Raw genomic sequence first — 18,831 nt, forward strand, 5'->3', positions numbered from 1 at the left:
ACCATCCTCTAGTCGAGCTGTTCGGCGATGCTCTGCGGCACCGGGATCTGGATTTCCAATAATTGCTGAGCGAAGGCTTTGCCTTGCGGGTCGATGCGCAGACTGGCGACACCGCCACCGCCGAGGGCGTTTTCCAAAAGGAAGTTGAGGCTGTGGGTGCCGGGCAGATACCAGCGTTCGACACGCCCGAGAAGCGGATCGAGGACGTGGCGCATCCAGTCGACCACCACCGAAGGGGTCAGCGCTTCGGCGATCCACGGCAGGTAATCGGGATGGCGCGGCATCACGCCGATGTTGCTGTGGTTGCCCTTGTCGCCGGAGCGCGCCACCGCCAGTTTCACCAGCGGCACACTGGCATCGGCGCGGCCCTGGGGTTTGGGTGGCTGATGGGCGATCGGCAAATCTGCGCTGTCGAGGGCCACTGGGTCGGGGAGGGCGCACGGATGGCGCTCACCGGCCATATCGATTTGCAGGGTGCAGGCGCTTTTATCGATGAGGAAAGAGAACAGACGGATGAGGGGGTATACGGTCGGACGACCGCCGACGATGCCGGTCAAACCCGGCGCCATGCCGGTCGCGGCCTGGGCGATCTCTCTGGAAAACAGTACCAGCGCGCGTTTGTCAGGATGGCGCACGGCGATTTTGATCACCACTTCACGGCTGTCGCGGCGCTGGCCGTGGGGGCCGTAGGTGGCTTCGCTGCCGAGCAGTTCGACATGGGTTTCGCTGTACGGCGCCCAGCCGCGCAGGCTGAACATCTCGGCGGTCTTGTCGATGATTGCCTGACTGACCCGCCGTGCCTTGTCCACTGCGTCGATGCCGGCCATCAGGCAACTGGCGGTGCAGCGAAAACCGTCCGGGTACGTGGCGCTGACCTTGTATTTATCGGTAGGCGGCAGGCCTTTGGCACCGTGCACGTGCACGACGTTTTTGCCTTGTTGCTGGAGTTTGACCTGGCTGAAATCGCAGATCACGTCGGGTAACAGATAGGCCTGCGGATCGCCGATTTCGTAGAGCATCTGCTCGCCGACCGTCAATGGCGTGACCAGTCCGCCGGAGCCTTCGGGTTTGCTGACGAGGAACTGGCCATCGGCGCTGACCTCGACGATCGGAAAACCGATGTGCTCGTAATCCGGCACCTCGCGCCAGTCGGTGAAATTACCGCCCGTGCACTGCGCGCCGCATTCGATGATGTGCCCGGCCAGTGCGGCCTGGGCGAGTTTGTCGTAGTCATGCCACGACCAGCCGAATTCGTGAACCAGCGCCGCACTGACCACGGCGCTGTCGACCACCCGGCCGGTAATGACGATGTCGGCGCCCAGGCGCAAAGCTTCGACGATCCCCGGCGCGCCGAGGTAGGCGTTGGTCGACACGCACATCCGCGGAAGTGGCGCACCGCTGAACATTTCGCGGATGTCGGCGGGGCTTTTGAGCTGTCCTTGCAGGTCATCGCCGAGCAACACGGCAATCTTCAGCTGGACCCCAGCCTGGTCGCAGGCCGCTTGCAGGGCCGCCGCGCAAGCCTGCGGATTGACCCCGCCGGCATTGCTGATCACGCGGATCTTCTGTTCGGCCAGTTGCGTCAGCAGCGGCGCCAGCACTTCAACGAAGTCACCCGCGAACCCGGCCTGTGGGTCTTTAAGACGCGCACCAGCCATGAGCGACATGGTGATCTCGGCCAGATAATCGAACACCAGATAATCCAGGTTTCCGCTGGAGACAAGCTGGGCGGCAGCGGTGGAGGTGTCGCCCCAAAAGGCACTGGCGCAGCCGATACGCACGGTGGTTGGCATTTTTATCTCCGACTCAGGGACCTGCGACAGAAGTGTCTGGAGGCTACCAAGCAAGCGCTTGGTTTGTAAACAGGCGAAACATTCTTCTGCCCAAGCGCTTGCTTGGTGCCCGCGCGCGGCTTAAATTGCGCGCAACCCTGCGGTTACAGGGGGCAACACACTGATCGACTGTAGGAGAGAACGGGTGGACGAGCAAAAAGCCCTGCGGGTCATGCGCGAACTGGTCGACCAAGGCCAGTTGACCGACCCGGACAGCGCCCGTGGCAAATTGCTGCAAGTGGCGGCTCACCTGTTTCGCAACAAAGGCTATGAGCGCACCACAGTGCGTGATCTGGCCAGTGCTGTGGGCATTCAGTCGGGCAGTATTTTTCATCACTTCAAAAGCAAGGATGAAATACTCCGCGCGGTGATGGAGGAAACCATCCGCTACAACACCGCGTTGATGCGCGCAGCCTTGGCCGAGGCGAGCAATGTGCGCGAAAGGGTGCTGGCACTGATTCGTTGCGAGTTGCAGTCGATCATGGGCGGCAGTGGCGAGGCGATGGCCGTGCTGGTGTACGAATGGCGCTCATTGTCCGAGGACGGCCAGGCTAAAGTCCTCGCTTTGCGTGATGTTTATGAAGACATCTGGCTGCAGGTTCTGGGCGAGGCCAAGGACGCCGGCTTTATTCGCGGCGACGTTTTTATTACCCGACGTTTCCTTACCGGCGCACTGTCCTGGACCACCACCTGGTTCCGTGCCGGCGGCAGTTTGAGCCTCGATCAACTCGCCGATGAAGCGTTGATTCTGGTCCTCGAAGCGCGTTGAACGGTTGTCGGACCGGCCGGGAAACTGGCTAAGTCGGCGAAACCGCCTAGCTTGAATGCATTGATCGCTATTTTTTTCGGGGAGTGGGGTGTTTTGAAGTCTTCGCCAATTCGGACAGCCGCCGGGCTGCTGCTCGCTGCGCTGGCTGCGTTATGGGTATTGCCCGCTCAGTCAGCGCAATTGGTCCGGGTCGGCGCCGCGCATTTCCCGCCTTATACGATTCGCCCGGAAAACGGCGCCGACACCGGCCTGTTGCCGCAATTGGTCGAGGCGCTGAACCGCTCGCAGAGCGATTATCAATTTGTCCTGGTGCCGACGTCGATCCCGCGCCGCTTCGGTGATTTCAAGCAAGGCCGCATCGATATGGCGATCTTCGAGAACCCCGAGTGGGGCTGGAAGGACATTCCCCACGACGACGTCGACATGGGCCTGGAAGACGCCGAGATTTTTGTCGCGCAACGCGAAGACGGCCGCCAGCAAAACTACTTCTCGAGCCTGTCGGGCAAACGTCTGGCGCTGTTCAGCGGTTATCACTACGAATTCGCCGACTTCAACGCCGACCCGAAATATCTCGCGAAAAACTACAACGCGACGCTGACCTATTCCCACGACAGCAACCTGCTGATGGTCCTGCGCGGGCGCGCCGACATTGCCCTGGTCACCCGTTCCTATCTGTTCGATTACCTGCTGCGCAACGAGAAGGTCCGCGATGAGCTGTTGGCGTCGCAGCGTACCGATCAGATCTATCACCATTACGCGATTCTGCGGCCAAGCGCTCCTATCACCGGCGAAGCCTTCGGCAACCTGTTGCAGCGTTTGCGCGACAACGGCGAATTGCTGAGGATTTTCGAGCCCTACAGGATTGCCGTGATGCCGGCGCCTCATCACTGAAGCGCTAATTGCCTCTCGCGCTTAAATTTCCCCTCCCGGCTCACGTCACTTCGTTGAACTGTCGACGATTACGTGAGCCCGACCCATGTCCAATCTGAATGACCTCACTGCCCTGGCATTGCCCTCGGGCAGTCGATTGATCGCTGATGCTACCGAGAGCCGGCTGAGCCTGTGCCTGGACGGGCAACCGCTGATTCGGCTGCGCCTGGACCGCGAGGCCAATGGCCCGATCCAGCTTGATGAGCGTTTTGCCCTGCCGCCCGGCCAAGCCTTGTGGGCGGCCTGTTATTGGCTGTTCGCCCGTGATCCGGCATGTCAGCAATTGACCTGGCAACTCGATCAGCCACCAACCGAAGCCTTGCGCAGTGGTTTGCTGATCAACACCGAAGTCGCCGGCGAATATCGCTGCGAGCGCACGCTGTTCTGGCAATTGCCGCAGCCGTGGCTGGGCACTTCACTGACCGGCAGCTATCCGCAGCAAATGGTCATCAGCCACGGCAGGCGCCATCCGCTGCGACCGGTGAAACCGCGCGGTGAAGTCTACCGGCGTTTCGATGCGCGGCTCGGCGCATGGATTTCCTTGCGAACGCTGGAAATCGAAGAAGATCTGTCGCGCTTCAATCGCTGGCAGAACAGCCCGCGCGTGGCGAGTTTCTGGCAGGAGGAGGGCAGCCTTGAGCAGCATCGCGAATACCTCGGCAAGCTCGAGGCCGATCCGCACACGCTGACGCTGATTGGTTGTTTCGATGACCAGCCTTTCGCTTACTTCGAAGCCTACTGGGCCAAGGAAGATCGCATCGCGCCGTTCTACGATGCCGGCGATTACGACCGTGGCATTCACATGCTGGTCGGCGAGGAAAGTCATCGCGGCCCGCATAAAGTGGCGAGCTGGTTATCGGCGCTGGTGCATTACCTGTTTCTCGATGATCCACGCACCCAGCGCGTGGTCGCCGAGCCGCGTGCCGACAACGCGAAGATGATCGGACATATGCACAACCAATGTTTTCACTGCGAGAAGGAATTCGATTTTCCGCACAAGCGCGCGGCGCTGATGATTCTGGGGCGGGAGCGGTTTTTTGATCGGTGCCGGTTGGCCTGATGTGTTCGGCCTCGGAATTTCGTTGGGTCTGAGGCCGCTTTCGCGAGCAGGCTCGCTCCCACACTGGGTTTGTGTCGTTGATCAAACCCTGTGGGAGCGAGCCTGCTCGCGAATGGCTTGACGCAGAATCCGGATCCTAACGACGACCCGCAATCACCGCATCCCGCCGACTGCCCGAGACCTTGCGGCAGTGCACCAAAGCATCACGAATCATGAAGTTGACCAGGGTGGGCGATACGCCCAGTTCCTTGGCGATGTCTTTCTGCGGCACGCCGTGCAGACGGTACATCTCGAAGGCATAGCGGGTGCGGCTGGGCAGCTCGGTCAGCGCATCGGCGATGTGTTCCAGAGTCGAGAAGTTGATGTGCGAAGTTTCCGGCGAAGCGCCCTGAATCACCACGTTCAAGCCTTCCTCTTCCGGGCCTGAGTATTTCTGTTCGAGCGCCTGCTTGCGGTAGTGATCGATGGCGAGGTTGCGCACGATCTGGAACAGGTAGCTCAGCTGAGCCTTGATCGACGACGTGATCGGCGGCGCCGATTGCAGTCGGAAAAACGCATCCTGAACCACGTCTTCGGCACGAGACCTGCAACCGGTAATGCGGGCTGCAATCTTGACCAGAATCAGTCGATTGTCGACGAATGCCTGAAGTAGCGGTGAATCGCACCTGCTTGTGGATACTTGTTCCGTCATGGAAATCACCTTGCTGCCAATAGGTTAGTGGGAGGGCCTCGGGGGACGGCGCCGTCCTACACATCGAGCGACAAATTATGTTGAATGATAATGATTGTCAAATGAGAAAGAGAAGTAGTGCTGTGAGTCGATGTGTTTTGCGAACTGCGACACGCCGCCGCACCCCAGCCCCGCTGGACGTCGCGCCTGCCGACTAATTATTTCCCCACTCCATCCGTTCTCATTGGTGAATGGCCCGGGTGCAGATCCCCGGCCTCAGCGCATTCCGATGCCTTGCGCGGTCGGCACAGACCGCGCCCCGCACGCCTCTCGACAGGTGTGACGCAGCCACCCGATTCCACTTGCAAGCCGAATTCAGGCAGGAAACCTCATGACCGACGCGTTCGAACTCCCCAGCACCCTGGTCCAAGCCCTCAAGCGTCGCGCAGCCCTGACGCCGGACCGACTGGCCTTGCGTTTTCTCGCCGAAAACCCGGAGCAGGCTGTGGTGCTCAGCTATCGCGAACTGGATCAACGCGCGCGCACCATCGCCGCTGCGCTGCAGGCCGAGGCCGGATTCGGTGAGCGTGCGGTGTTGCTGTTTCCCAGCGGCGCGGATTACGTCGCGGCGTTTTTCGGTTGCCTGTACGCCGGTGTGATTGCGGTACCGGCCTATCCGCCGGAATCCGCGCGTCGTCATCATCAGGAGCGTTTGCTGTCGATCATCGCCGACGCCGAGCCCAAGCTGCTGTTGACCAGCGCCGATCTGCGCGATGCCTTGCAACAAATCGACGGCGCGCCGCCGCTGTTGTGCGTCGACACTCTGGACAGCGCACTGGCCGAACAGTGGGTTGAGCCGCCACTGCCGCCCGAGCACATCGCCTTCCTGCAATACACCTCCGGCTCCACCGCGCTGCCCAAGGGCGTGCAGGTCAGCCATGGCAATCTGGTCGCCAATGAACTGCTGATCCGTCACGGTTTCGGCATCGACGTCAACCCGGACGACGTCATCGTCAGCTGGTTGCCGCTGTACCACGACATGGGGCTGATCGGTGGTCTGCTGCAACCGATTTTCAGCGGCGTACCGTGCATTCTGATGTCGCCGGCGTACTTCCTCGGCCGGCCGTTGCGCTGGCTGGAAGCGATTGCCGAATACGGCGGCACCATCAGCGGCGGCCCGGATTTCGCCTACCGTTTGTGCAGTGAGCGGGTCAGCGAGTCGGCCCTTGAGCGCCTCGATCTCAGTCGATGGCGCGTGGCCTATTCTGGCTCCGAGCCGATTCGCCTCGACACCCTTGAACGCTTCGCGGAAAAGTTCGCTGCTTGCGGTTTCAGCGAAAACAGCTTCATGGCTTCGTACGGTCTGGCCGAGGCGACCCTGTTTGTCGCCGGCACGCCGCGCGGCACCGGCATCCCGGCACTGCGCGTGGACGATCAGGCGCTGGCGCAAAACCGCGCCGAGCCGGGCGACGGCAGCGCGATCATGAGCTGCGGCATCAGTCAGCCTGAGCACGCGGTGCTGATTGTCGATCCCAACACGCTCGAGGAACTGACCGACAATGCCGTCGGTGAAGTCTGGGCCGCCGGCCCGAGCATCGCCCACGGTTACTGGCGCAACCCCGAAGCCAGCGCCAAGACCTTCGTGCAGCACGCCGGCCGCACCTGGTTGCGCACCGGCGATCTGGGTTTTATCCGTGACGGCGAACTGTTCGTGACCGGGCGCCTGAAAGACATGCTCATCGTCCGTGGCCATAACCTGTATCCGCAGGACATCGAGCAGACTGTCGAGCGCGAAGTCGAAGTGGTGCGCAAGGGGCGTGTGGCGGCGTTCGCGGTCACTCACAACGGCGAAGAGGGCATCGGCATCGCTGCGGAAATCAGCCGCAGCGTGCAGAAAATCCTTCCGCCAGATGCGCTGATCAAAGCCATTCGCCAAGCCGTGGCCGAGGCGTATCAGGAGGCGCCAAGCGTGGTGGTGCTGCTCAATCCGGGCGCGTTGCCGAAAACCTCCAGCGGCAAACTGCAGCGCTCGGCGTGCCGCAATCGTCTGGCTGATGGCAGCCTCGACAGTTACGCGCTGTTCCCTTCGATTACAGCGGCAACGGAAACCGCGACCAGCAGCACTTCGGATCTTGAAGCGTTGATCGGGCAAATCTGGGCCGAGCAACTCAACGTCAAGCAGGTCAGTGGCGACGACCATTTCTTCCTGCTCGGCGGCAACTCGATCGCCGCCACGCAAGTGGTTGCGCGGGTTCGCGAAGCACTCGATGTGGAGCTGAGCCTGCGCCTGCTGTTCGAAGCGCCAACCTTGTCCGCCTTCGCCGCCGCCGTGGCGCAGCAGCAACAGACTGGCGGCAGCGCCCAAGGTGCAATCAGCACGTTGCCGCGCAGTGAGCCGATGCCGCAGTCGCTGGCACAAAATCGTCTGTGGATCACTTGGCAACTCGATCCACAGAGCAGCGCCTACAACATTCCCGGTGGTCTGCGCCTGCGTGGCGAACTCGACGAAGACGCCGTGCGCAAAAGTTTCCAGCAACTGATCGAACGCCATGAATCACTGCGCACACGTTTCTTCGAGCGTGACGGCGTGGCATTGCAGCAAGTGCTCGCTGATGCCGAATTCAACCTGCAACTGATCGACATCAGCGACCTGCCAATGTCCGAGCGTGAAGCCCGTGCCGAGCAGATTCGCGAAGACGAGGCGCGCACCCGGTTCGATCTGGAAAAAGGCCCGTTGCTGGCGGTGACACTGGTGCGTCTCGATGACGAAGAACATCAACTGCTGGTGACCCTGCACCACATCATCGCTGACGGCTGGTCGCTGAATATCCTGCTCGACGAATTCTCGCGTCTCTACGCGGCGGCAACCCAAGGGACGCCGGCGACACTGGCAGCGCTGCCCACGCAATACGCCGATTACGGCAACTGGCAGCGGCAATGGCTGGCGCAAGGCGAGGGCGAGCGGCAACTGGCGTACTGGCAAGCGCAACTGGGCGAGGAACATCCGCCACTGGAACTGGCCACCGATCACCCGCGCTCGGCCAGACACAACCACAGCGCCGCGCGCCACAGCGTGCGCTTGAGTACCGAACTCAGCGAGGCGATCCGCCAGACTGCGCAGGCCCACCAGGCCACGCCGTTCATGCTTCTGCTCGCTGCCTTGCAAAGTTTGCTGCACCGCTACAGTGGTCAGCGCGACATTCGCATCGGCGTGCCCAACGCCAACCGTCCGCGCCTGGACACCCAAAGCCTGATCGGCTTCTTCATCAATACCCAGGTGTTGCGTGCGCAAATCGATTCGCGCCTGACATTTGCCGAGCTGCTGAACCAGACCCGCCAGGCCGCACTCGGCGCCCAGGCCAATCAGGATCTGCCCTTCGAACAACTGCTCGAAGCTTTCCCGCAGGCCCGCGAACAGGGACTGTTCCAAGTCATGTTCAACCATCAGCAGCGCGACCTCAGTGCGCTCAAGCGCCTGCCGGGTCTGCTCGCCGAAGAACTGCCGTGGCACAGTCGCGAAGCCAAGTTCGATCTGCAGTTGCACAGTGAAGAGGATCGTAACGGGCGCCTGAGCCTGTCGTTCGACTACGCCAGCGAGCTGTTCGACGCCGCGACCATCGAGCGCCTGGCCGAGCATTTCCACAATCTGCTCAGCGAGGTCTGCGAACGGCCTCAGCAGGCCATTGGCGATCTGCGCTTGCTGACCGCCAGCGAGCAGAATCAGCAGAAAGACTGGAGCGTGGCCCCGTGCAGCCCGGCGCAACAATGGCTGCCGGAACTGCTCGAGCAACAATCGCGCAAAACCCCGCAACGCACCGCGCTGGTGTGGGACGGCGGTACTCTGGATTTCGCCGAGCTGCACGCGCAAGCCAACCGGCTCGCCCATTACCTGCGCGACAAGGGCGTCGGCCCTGACGTGTGCGTGGCCATTGCCGCCGAGCGATCGCCGCAACTGCTGATCGGCCTGCTGGCGATCATCAAGGCTGGCGGCGCCTATGTGCCGCTTGATCCGGATTATCCGGCCGAACGTCTCGCGTACATGCTCCGCGACAGCGGCGTCGAACTGCTCCTGACCCAGACGCAATTGCTCGAGCGTCTGCCGGCCAGCGATGGCGTCAGCGTGATCGCCATGGATGCGCTGCACTTGGATAAATGGCCGAGCCAGGCACCGGGACTGCGAGTGCACGGCGACAACCTCGCCTACGTGATTTACACCTCGGGTTCCACCGGGCAACCGAAAGGCGTCGGCAACACTCACGCCGCGCTGGCCGAGCGCCTGCAATGGATGCAGGACACTTACCGCCTCGACGAAACCGACGTGCTGATGCAAAAAGCGCCGATCAGCTTCGACGTCTCGGTGTGGGAATGCTTCTGGCCGCTGATCACCGGCGCGCGGCTGTTGCTTGCCGCGCCCGGCGAGCACCGTGACCCGTATCGCATCGCGCAACGGGTCCAGCAATACGGCGTGACCACGCTGCACTTCGTGCCGCCGCTGCTGGCGCTGTTCATCGATGAGCCGCTGAGTGCCGAATGCACCAGCCTGCGCCGGGTGTTTTCCGGCGGTGAAGCCTTGCCCGCCGAGCTGCGCAATCGGGTACTGGCGCAACTGCCGGCGGTGCAGTTACACAACCGCTACGGCCCGACCGAAACCGCGATCAACGTCACCCATTGGCATTGCAGTGCCGCCGATGGCGAGCGCTCGCCGATTGGCCGGCCGTTGGGCAATGTGATCTGCCGCATCCTTGATGCCGATCTCAATCCAGTGCCGGCGGGCGTGCCGGGCGAGCTATTCATCAGCGGTATTGGTCTGGCTCGCGGTTACCTGGGTCGTCCAGCGTTGACCGCCGAGCGTTTTGTCGTCGATCCACTGGGCGAGCAGGGCGCCCGTTTGTACCGCACCGGCGACCGTGCGCGCTGGTCCTCGGATGGCGTGATCGAATATCTCGGCCGTCTCGATCAGCAGGTCAAGCTGCGCGGCTTTCGCGTCGAACCTGAAGAAATCCAGGCGCGACTGCTGGCGCAAAATGGCGTCGCCCAGGCCGTGGTCCTGGTGCGGGAAACCGCTGCCGGCGCGCAACTGATCGGCTACTTCACGGCGAGCGATGCGCATGAGAATGCCGATGAGCAAATCATTCGGCTGAAAGCTGCCCTCGCTGCCGAGCTGCCGGAATACATGGTGCCCGCACAATTGCTGCGCCTTGATACGATGCCGCTGAGTCCCAGCGGCAAACTCGACCGCCGCGCCTTGCCCGAGCCGCAATGGCAGGTGCGTGAACACGTCGAACCGGTCAGCGAACTGGAGCAACAAATCGCCGCGATCTGGCGCGAAGTGCTGGGTCTGAAGCGGGTTGGCCTGCGTGATGATTTCTTCGCCCTCGGCGGTCACTCGCTACTGGCCACGCAAATCATTTCGCGCACACGTCAGGCCTGTGACGTCGAACTGCCGCTGCGCACATTGTTCGAGCACAGCGAACTGGGCGATTACGCCGAACAGATTCGCCTGATCCAGGTCAGCGGCCGCACCAACCCCCAGCTGCCGATCAGCAAAGTCGACCGCAGCCAAGCGGTGCCGTTGTCCTATTCGCAGCAGCGCATGTGGTTCCTCTGGCAGATGGAACCGGACAGCCCGGCGTACAACGTCGGCGGCATGGCGCGCTTGCGCGGCGTGCTGCACGTCGAGCATTTCGAGGCGGCGTTGCAGGCACTGATCCTGCGTCATGAAACCCTGCGCACTACGTTCCCCAGCATTGACGGCGTCGCCCGCCAACAGGTGCATGCCGAGACCGGCGTGCGCATGGGCTGGAAAGATTTCTCCAGCCTGCCGGCAGAAGTCCGGGAGCTACAAGTCCAGCAACTGGCCGATGCAGAAGCGCACCAGCCGTTCGATCTGGAAACCGGTCCGCTGCTGCGCGCCTGTCTGGTCAAGACCGCCGAGCACGAGCATTACTTCGTCCTGACCTTGCACCACATCGTCACCGAAGGCTGGGCGATGGACATCTTTGCCCGTGAACTCAGCGCGCTGTATGAAGCGTTCGTCTATGAGCGCGCCTCGCCGCTTGAGCCGCTGCCGGTGCAATACCTCGACTACAGCGTCTGGCAGCGCAACTGGCTGGAGTCCGGCGAGCGCCAGCGCCAGCTCGATTACTGGACTGCGCAACTCGGTCGCGAACATCCGCTGCTGGAACTGCCCGGCGACCGTCCGCGTCCACCGGTACAGAGCCATCAGGGCGAGCTGTTCCGTTTCGATCTGAGCGACGATCTCGCCGCGCGGGTGCGGGCGTTCAACGCGCAAAACGGTCTGACCCTGTTCATGACCATGACCGCCGCGCTCGCCACGTTGCTGTACCGCTACAGCGGCCAGACCGACCTGCGCATCGGCGCGCCGGTGGCGAACCGCATTCGCCCGGAAAGCGAAGGGCTGATCGGGGCGTTTCTCAACACCCAAGTGCTGCGTTGCCGGCTCGACGGGCAGATGTCGGTCGGCGAACTGTTCGAGCAGGTGCGCCACACCGTGATCGAGGGCCAGTCCCATCAGGATCTGCCGTTCGATCATCTGGTCGAAGCCTTGCAGCCGCCACGCAGCGCGGCTTACAACCCGCTGTTCCAGGTGATGTGCAACGTGCAGCGCTGGGAATTCCAGCAGAGCCGCACGCTCGCTGGGATGACCGTCGAGTACCTGGCCAACGATGCGCGGGCGACCAAGTTCGATCTCAATCTGGAAGTCACCGACCTCGACCATCGCCTCGGCTGCTGCCTGACTTACAGCACCGATCTGTTCGACGAGCCGACCATCGAACGCATGGCCAGGCACTGGCGCAACCTGCTTGAAGCGTTGATCGCTGATCCGCAGCAACGCCTCAGTGAACTGCCGCTGCTCGATAAGCCTGAGCAACAGCAGCTGCTCGACAGCCTCGGCATCGAGCCGGGCGAGCATCGTCTCGATCAGTGCATCCATCATCTGTTCGCCGAACAGGCACTGGCGCGCAAAGACGCACCAGCACTGACTTTCGCTGGGCAGACCCTGAGCTACGCCGAACTCGATGCCCGTGCCAATCGTCTGGCCTGGGCGCTGCGTGAACGCGGGGTCGGCCCGCAAGTGCGGGTGGGTCTGGCGCTGGAGCGTTCGCTGGAAATGGTCATCGGCCTGCTGGCGATTCTCAAGTCGGGCGGCGCCTATGTGCCGCTGGATCCGGAATACCCGCTCGACCGCCTGCATTACATGATCGAAGACAGTCGCATCGGCCTGCTGCTCAGCGATCGGGCGATGTTCGAAGCCCTCGGTGAGTTGCCGCCAAGCGTGGCGCGCTGGTGTCTGGAAGATGACAGCGCCGGGTTGGCCGACTACCCGGCCAGCGAGTTGCCGTTTATCAGCCTGCCGCAACATCAGGCTTATCTGATTTACACCTCCGGCTCGACCGGCAAACCGAAAGGCGTGGTGGTCTCCCACGGTGAAATCGCCATGCACTGCCAAGCCGTGATCGAGCGCTTCGGCATGCGCCCGGACGACTGTGAACTGCATTTCTATTCGATCAACTTCGACGCTGCCACCGAACGTCTACTGGTGCCGCTGCTCAGCGGTGCGCAGGTGGTACTGCGGGCGCAAGGGCAGTGGGACGCGGAAGAAATCTGCGGCTTGATTCGCACGCATCGAATCAACGTCCTCGGTTTCACGCCGAGCTACGGCAGCCAGTTGGCGCAGTTCCTTGCCACGCAGAATGAAGTCCTGCCGGTGCGCATGATCATCACCGGCGGTGAAGCGCTGACCGGCGAGCATCTGCAGCGCATTCGCGCGGCATTCCAACCGGCGCAGTTTTTCAATGCTTACGGCCCGACCGAAACCGTGGTCATGCCGCTGGCCAGTCTGGCGCCGCAGGTGCTGGAAGAGGGCGCGGGCAGTGTGCCGATCGGTAGCGTGATCGGGTCGCGGGTCGCCTACATTCTCGACGCCGATCTGGCCGTGGTGCCGCAAGGCGCGACCGGTGAACTGTTCGTCGGTGGCGCCGGTCTGGCCCAGGCCTATCACGACCGTCCGGGCATCAGCGCCGAGCGTTTCGTCGCTGACCCGTTTGCCGCTGATGGCGGACGCATGTACCGCACCGGCGACCTGGTGCGCCAGCGTGCCGATGGTCTGGTCGAGTATCTGGGGCGGATCGACCATCAAGTGAAAATCCGGGGCTTCCGCATCGAACTGGGCGAAATCGAAACGCGCCTGCTCGATCACCCTTCGGTCCGCGAAGCAGTGGTGCTGGCGCTGGATGCGCCGAGTGGCAAGCAGTTGGTGGGTTACCTCGTTACGGAGGTCGCCGGACACGGCGAAGCGCAACAGGCTGAACTGCGCGAAGCGCTCAAGTCGCACCTCAAGGCGCAACTGCCGGATTACATGGTGCCGACTCACCTGCTGCTGCTGGCGAGCATGCCGCTGACCGCCAACGGCAAACTCGACCGCCGCGCCTTGCCGGCGCCGGATCTGGAGCTCAATCGTCAGGACTATGTCGCGCCAAGCAACGAGCTGGAACAGACCCTGGCGCAGATCTGGTGCGATGTGCTTAACGTCAGGCAGGTCGGCCTCAACGACAACTTCTTCGAACTCGGCGGCGACTCGATTCTGTCGATTCAAGTGGTCAGCCGCGCGCGTCAGCAGGGCATTCATTTCAGTCCGCGCGACCTGTTCCAGCACCAGACCGTGCAGACCCTCGCCGCAGTCGCCAGCCGCACCGAGCAGGTGATGGCCGAGCAGGGCCTGGTGGATGGCGAATCGCGCCTGACACCGATTCAGCACTGGTTCTTCGATACGGACATTCCCCAGCGTCAGCACTGGAATCAGGCGCTGTTGCTGGAACCGACTGTGCGCCTTGAGCCGCAACGATTGCAGCAAGCCTTGCTGGCAGTGATCGAACAGCACGATGCGCTGCGTCTGCGTTTCACTGAAACCGATGATGCATGGCAAGCGACGCATCAAGTGCTGTCGAGTGATGATCTGCTCTGGCAGTTCAGCGTCGAGTCGCTGGACCGGTGCGAAGCCCTGTTCGCCGACGCGCAACGCAGTCTGCATCTGCACAACGGCCCGTTGCTGCGCGCAGTGCTGGTCGATGTAGCGGATGTTCAGCAACGCCTGTTCATCGCCATCCACCACTTGGTGGTCGACGGTGTTTCCTGGCGCGTGTTGCTGGATGATCTGCAAACCGCGTATCGCCAACTCGACGCTGCGCAGCCGCTGAAACTGCCGGCGAAAACCAGCGCCTTCAAGGACTGGGCCGCGCGTTTGCAGGCCTACGCCGGCAGCGAATCGCTGCGTGAGGAATTGAGCTGGTGGCAGGCGCAACTGGCCGGGCCGAGCGCTGATCTGCCTTGCGAAAACCCGCAGGGCGGCAGGCAGAATCGCCATGCGCAAACCGTCAGCGTACGGCTCGATGCCGAGCGCACCCGACAGCTGCTGCAACAGGCACCGAGCGCTTATCGCACTCAGGTCAACGACCTGCTGCTGACCGCGCTGGCCCGTGTGCTGTGCCGCTGGAGCGGCCAGCCCTCGGCACTGATTCAACTGGAAGGCCACGGTCGCGAAACCCTGTTCGACGAGATTGATCTGACCCGCACCGTCGGTTGGTTCACCAGCGCTTATCCGCTGCGCCTGACTCCGCACAATGTCGAAGAGGCCGCCGGGCAGGGCGCTTCGATCAAGGCGATCAAGGAACAACTGCGCGCCGTTCCGCATAAAGGTCTCGGTTATGGCGTGTTGCGTTATCTGGCCGATGACGGCTGCCGCCAGAGCATGGCCGCGCTGCCACAGGCGCCGATCACCTTTAACTACCTCGGCCAGTTCGACCAGAGCTTCGGCGCCGATGCGCTGTTCCGTCCGCTGGATGAAGCGGTCGGTGCCGCCCACGATCCGCAGGCGCCGTTGCCCAACGAGGTGAGTGTCGACAGTCAGATTTACGGTGGTGAATTGCTGCTGCGCTGGACCTTCAGTGATGAGCGTTACGAGGCGCAAACCATTAACGATCTGGCCGCCGCCTACCTCGGTGAGTTGCAAAGCCTGATCGCCCACTGTCTGCAAGACGAGGCCGGCGGCCTGACACCGTCGGACTTCCCGCTGGCGAAACTGACTCAGGCACAACTCGATGCCTTGCCGGTGCCGGCCGCGCACATCGAAGATGTCTACCCGCTGACGCCGATGCAGGAAGGCATGTTGCTGCACACCTTGCTCGAGCCGGGCACCGGTCTGTACTACATGCAGGATCGATATCGCATCAACAGCGAGCTCGATCCCGAGCGTTTCGCCCAGGCCTGGCAAGCGGTGGTCGCTCGCCATGAAGCATTGCGGGCCTCGTTCTGCTGGAACGTTGGCGAAGACATGCTGCAAGTGATTCACACGCCGGGGCGTACGCCGATCGAGTATCTGGACTGGAGCGCCGTCGCCGAAACCGAGCAGGAACCACAGCTGCAAGCGCTGCTGAAAAGCGAGCGCGAAGCCGGCTTCGATCTGCTCGATCAGGCGCCGTTCCACCTGCGCCTGATCAAGGTCGGCGCGGCGCGTTACTGGTTCATGATGAGCAACCACCACATCCTCATCGACGCCTGGTGCCGTTCGCTGCTGATGAACGATTTCTTCGAAATCTACAGCGCCCTCGGTGAAGGTCGTGAAGCGCAGTTGAGCGTGCCGCCGCGTTATCGCGATTACATCGGCTGGCTGCAACGCCAAAGCCTGGCCGAGGCGCGGCAGTGGTGGCGGCAGAATCTGCAAGGCTTCGAGCGCACCACGCCGATCCCGAGCGACCGGCCGTTCCTGCGCGAACACGCTGGTGAAAGCGGCGGCATGATCGTCGGCGACCGTTACACCCGGCTCAATGTCGAGGACGGTGCACGGCTGCGGGAACTGGCGCAGGCACATCAACTGACCGTCAACACCTTCGCCCAGGCTGCATGGGCTCTGGTTTTGCGGCGTCTGAGCGGCGATCGCGACGTGCTCTTCGGCGTCACCGTGGCCGGGCGTCCGGTGGAGATGCCGGAAATGCAGCGCACCGTCGGCCTGTTCATCAACAGCATTGCCCTGCGGGTGAAGATGCCTGCGGACGATCAGCGCAGCAGCGTGCGCCAGTGGCTCAGCGCTTTGCTCGACAGCAACATGCAACTGCGCGAGTACGAATATCTGCCGCTGGTGAATATCCAGGAACAGAGCGAATTGCCCAAAGGCCAGCCGCTGTTCGACAGCCTCTTCGTCTTCGAAAACGCCCCGGTGGAAGTCTCGGTGCTTGATCGTGCACAGAGCCTGAATGCGACCTCGGATTCCGGTCGCACCCATACCAACTTCCCGCTGACAGCGGTGTGCTACCCGGGCGATGACCTTGGCTTGCACCTGTCCTATGACCAGCGTTACTTCGACGAGGCGACGGTCGAGCGCATGCTCAGTGAGTTCAAGCGCCTGCTGCTGGCGCTGGTCGACGGCTTCCATGGCGACATGGCCGATTTGCCGCTGCTAGGCGACGAAGAACGCGATTTCCTCCTGCACGGTTGCAACCAGAGCGGCCACGACTATCCGCTGGAGCAAAGCTATGTGGCGCTGTTCGAAGCGCAGGTCGCGGCGCATCCGCAGCGCATCGCCGCCAGTTGCCTCGACGAGCAATTGAGCTACGCCGAGCTGAACCACAACGCCAACCGCCTCGGCCATGCCCTGGTCGCCGCCGGGGTGCGAATGGATCAACCGGTGGCGCTGCTGGCCGAGCGTAATCTCGACCTGCTCGGCATGATCATCGGCAGCTTCAAGGCCGGCGCTGGTTATCTGCCGCTGGATCCGGGCCTGCCGAGCCAGCGTCTGAGCCGCATCATCGAGCTGAGCCGCACGCCTTTGCTGGTGTGCAGCGCAGCCTGCCTTGAGCAGGCGCAGACCTTGCTCGAAGAGTTTGGCTGTTCGAATCGTCCGCGCCTGCTGATATGGGAAGAGGTCCAGGCATCGGTGGCAGCGACGCACAATCTCGGCATCCACAGTGGCCCGGACAATCTTGCCTATGTGATCTACACCTCGGGTTCGACCGGGCTGCCTAAAGGCGTGATGGTCGAGCAGCGCGGCATGCTCAACAACCAGTTGAGCAAACGTCCGTACCTCGACTTGATTGAGGCCGATGTGATTGCGCAGACCGCCTCGCAAAGCTTCGACATTTCCGTCTGGCAGTTCCTCGCCGCGCCGTTGTTCGGCGCGCGGGTCGACATCGTCCCGAACGCGATTGCCCACGATCCGCAAGGTCTGCTGGCGCATGTGCAGGCGCAGGGCATCACTGTGCTGGAGAGTGTGCCGTCGCTGATTCAGGGCATGCTCGGCTCCGAGCGTCTGAGCCTCGACGGCTTGCGCTGGATGCTGCCGACCGGTGAAGCGATGCCGCCGGAACTGGCGCATCAATGGCTGCTGCGTTACCCGGATATTGGTCTGGTCAATGCTTACGGCCCGGCGGAATGTTCCGACGACGTGGCGTTCTTCTGTGTCGACATGGCCTCGACGCGCGGCAGTTACTTGCCGATCGGCACGCCGACCGACAATAACTTGCTGTACCTGGTCGATGGCGCGCTGGATCTGGTGCCTTTGGGCGCGGTGGGTGAGTTATGTGTTGCCGGCACTGGTGTCGGTCGCGGCTACGTCAGCGATCCGCTGCGCACCGCGCCGGTGTTTGTGCCGAATCCGTTCGGCGCGCCGGGCGAGCGCTTGTACCGCACCGGTGACCTGGCGCGGCGCCGCGCGGACGGCGTGCTGGAATACGTCGGCCGCGTCGATCATCAGGTGAAGATTCGCGGTTACCGCATCGAACTCGGTGAAATCGAAGCGCGCCTGCATGAACAACCGGAAGTGCGTGACGCGGCGGTTGGTGTGCAGGAGGGCGTCAACGGCAAGCATCTGGTCGGTTATCTGGTCGCGGCCGACGCAGCGCTCAATCCGGGTGAACGCCTGGAGCGGATCAAGCAGCGCCTGCGCGCCGAACTCCCCGAATACATGGTGCCGCTGCACTGGCTATGGCTGGAGCAGATGCCGCTCAATGCCAACGGCAAACTCGACCGCAAAGCCTTGCCGGCCTTGGAGATCGGTCAGTTGCAGAGCGAGGATTATCTGGCCCCGCGCAACGAGCTGGAGCAGACCCTGGCTGATATCTGGGCTGAGGTGCTGAAAGTGGAGAGGGTTGGCCTGCGCGACAACTTCTTCGAACTGGGCGGGCACTCGTTGCTGGCTACGCAGATCGCTTCGCGGGTACAGAAAGCCCTGCAACGCAATGTGCCGCTGCGCGCGATGTTCGAATGCAGCACGGTGGAGGAACTGGCCGAGTACATCGATGGGCTGGCGGCCAGCGACATTACAGAGGAGAAGGTTGACCGGTTGAATGATCTGATGGCGGAGTTGGAGGGGTTGTAGTTCTCCGGCGCCTGGGCCGGCCCCTCGCTGGCAAGCCAGCTCCCACAGTTTTTGCGGTGAGCACAAATCTTGTGAACGACGTTGAACCCTGTGGGAGCTGGCTTGCCAGCGATGGCGTCGGTGAATTCAACACAAATCACCAGTACATGACTGTACATTTCCATCCTTGACGATCATTAA

General features: G+C 62.4%; 6 protein-coding genes. 4 read left to right on the forward strand and 2 right to left on the reverse strand.

Features of this window, described 5'->3' with window-relative positions:
• Window positions 1-8: 8 nt before the first annotated feature.
• Window positions 9-1,793 (reverse strand): acyclic terpene utilization AtuA family protein, encoded by a 1,785-nt coding sequence (locus ASG55_RS17245; RefSeq protein ID WP_056788540.1) that lies wholly within the window; start codon window positions 1,791-1,793, stop codon window positions 9-11.
• A gap of 184 nt (window positions 1,794-1,977) precedes the next feature.
• Between ASG55_RS17245 and ASG55_RS17250 the strand changes: the two genes are divergently transcribed.
• The 3 genes from ASG55_RS17250 (at window position 1,978) to ASG55_RS17260 (ending at window position 4,591) form a co-directional block, all read left to right on the forward strand.
• Window positions 1,978-2,601, forward strand: coding sequence for a TetR/AcrR family transcriptional regulator (locus tag ASG55_RS17250; protein ID WP_056788543.1), 624 nt, complete (start codon window positions 1,978-1,980; stop codon window positions 2,599-2,601).
• Between the two features lie 93 nt (window positions 2,602-2,694).
• On the forward strand, window positions 2,695-3,492 hold the full coding sequence (locus ASG55_RS17255; RefSeq protein ID WP_041478456.1) for a substrate-binding periplasmic protein: 798 nt from the start codon (window positions 2,695-2,697) through the stop codon (window positions 3,490-3,492).
• Between the two features lie 85 nt (window positions 3,493-3,577).
• Entirely contained in the window at window positions 3,578-4,591 is a 1,014-nt protein-coding gene (locus tag ASG55_RS17260) for a GNAT family N-acetyltransferase (protein ID WP_056788546.1), read from the forward strand.
• Window positions 4,592-4,727: 136 nt separating this feature from the next.
• On the opposite strand, the gene ASG55_RS17265 is transcribed toward ASG55_RS17260, so the two are convergent.
• The gene (locus ASG55_RS17265; protein ID WP_008088195.1) at window positions 4,728-5,282 is read right to left on the reverse strand and encodes an RNA polymerase factor sigma-70; all 555 of its coding nucleotides are present in this window, start codon (window positions 5,280-5,282) and stop codon (window positions 4,728-4,730) included.
• A gap of 370 nt (window positions 5,283-5,652) precedes the next feature.
• On the opposite strand from ASG55_RS17265, the gene ASG55_RS17270 reads away from it, so the two are divergent.
• On the forward strand, window positions 5,653-18,651 hold the full coding sequence (locus ASG55_RS17270; protein WP_056788548.1) for a non-ribosomal peptide synthetase: 12,999 nt from the start codon (window positions 5,653-5,655) through the stop codon (window positions 18,649-18,651).
• Window positions 18,652-18,831 lie beyond the last annotated feature (180 nt).

Source organism: Pseudomonas sp. Leaf434 (assembly GCF_001425545.1).
Classification (GTDB): Bacteria; Pseudomonadota; Gammaproteobacteria; order Pseudomonadales; family Pseudomonadaceae; genus Aquipseudomonas; species Aquipseudomonas siliginis.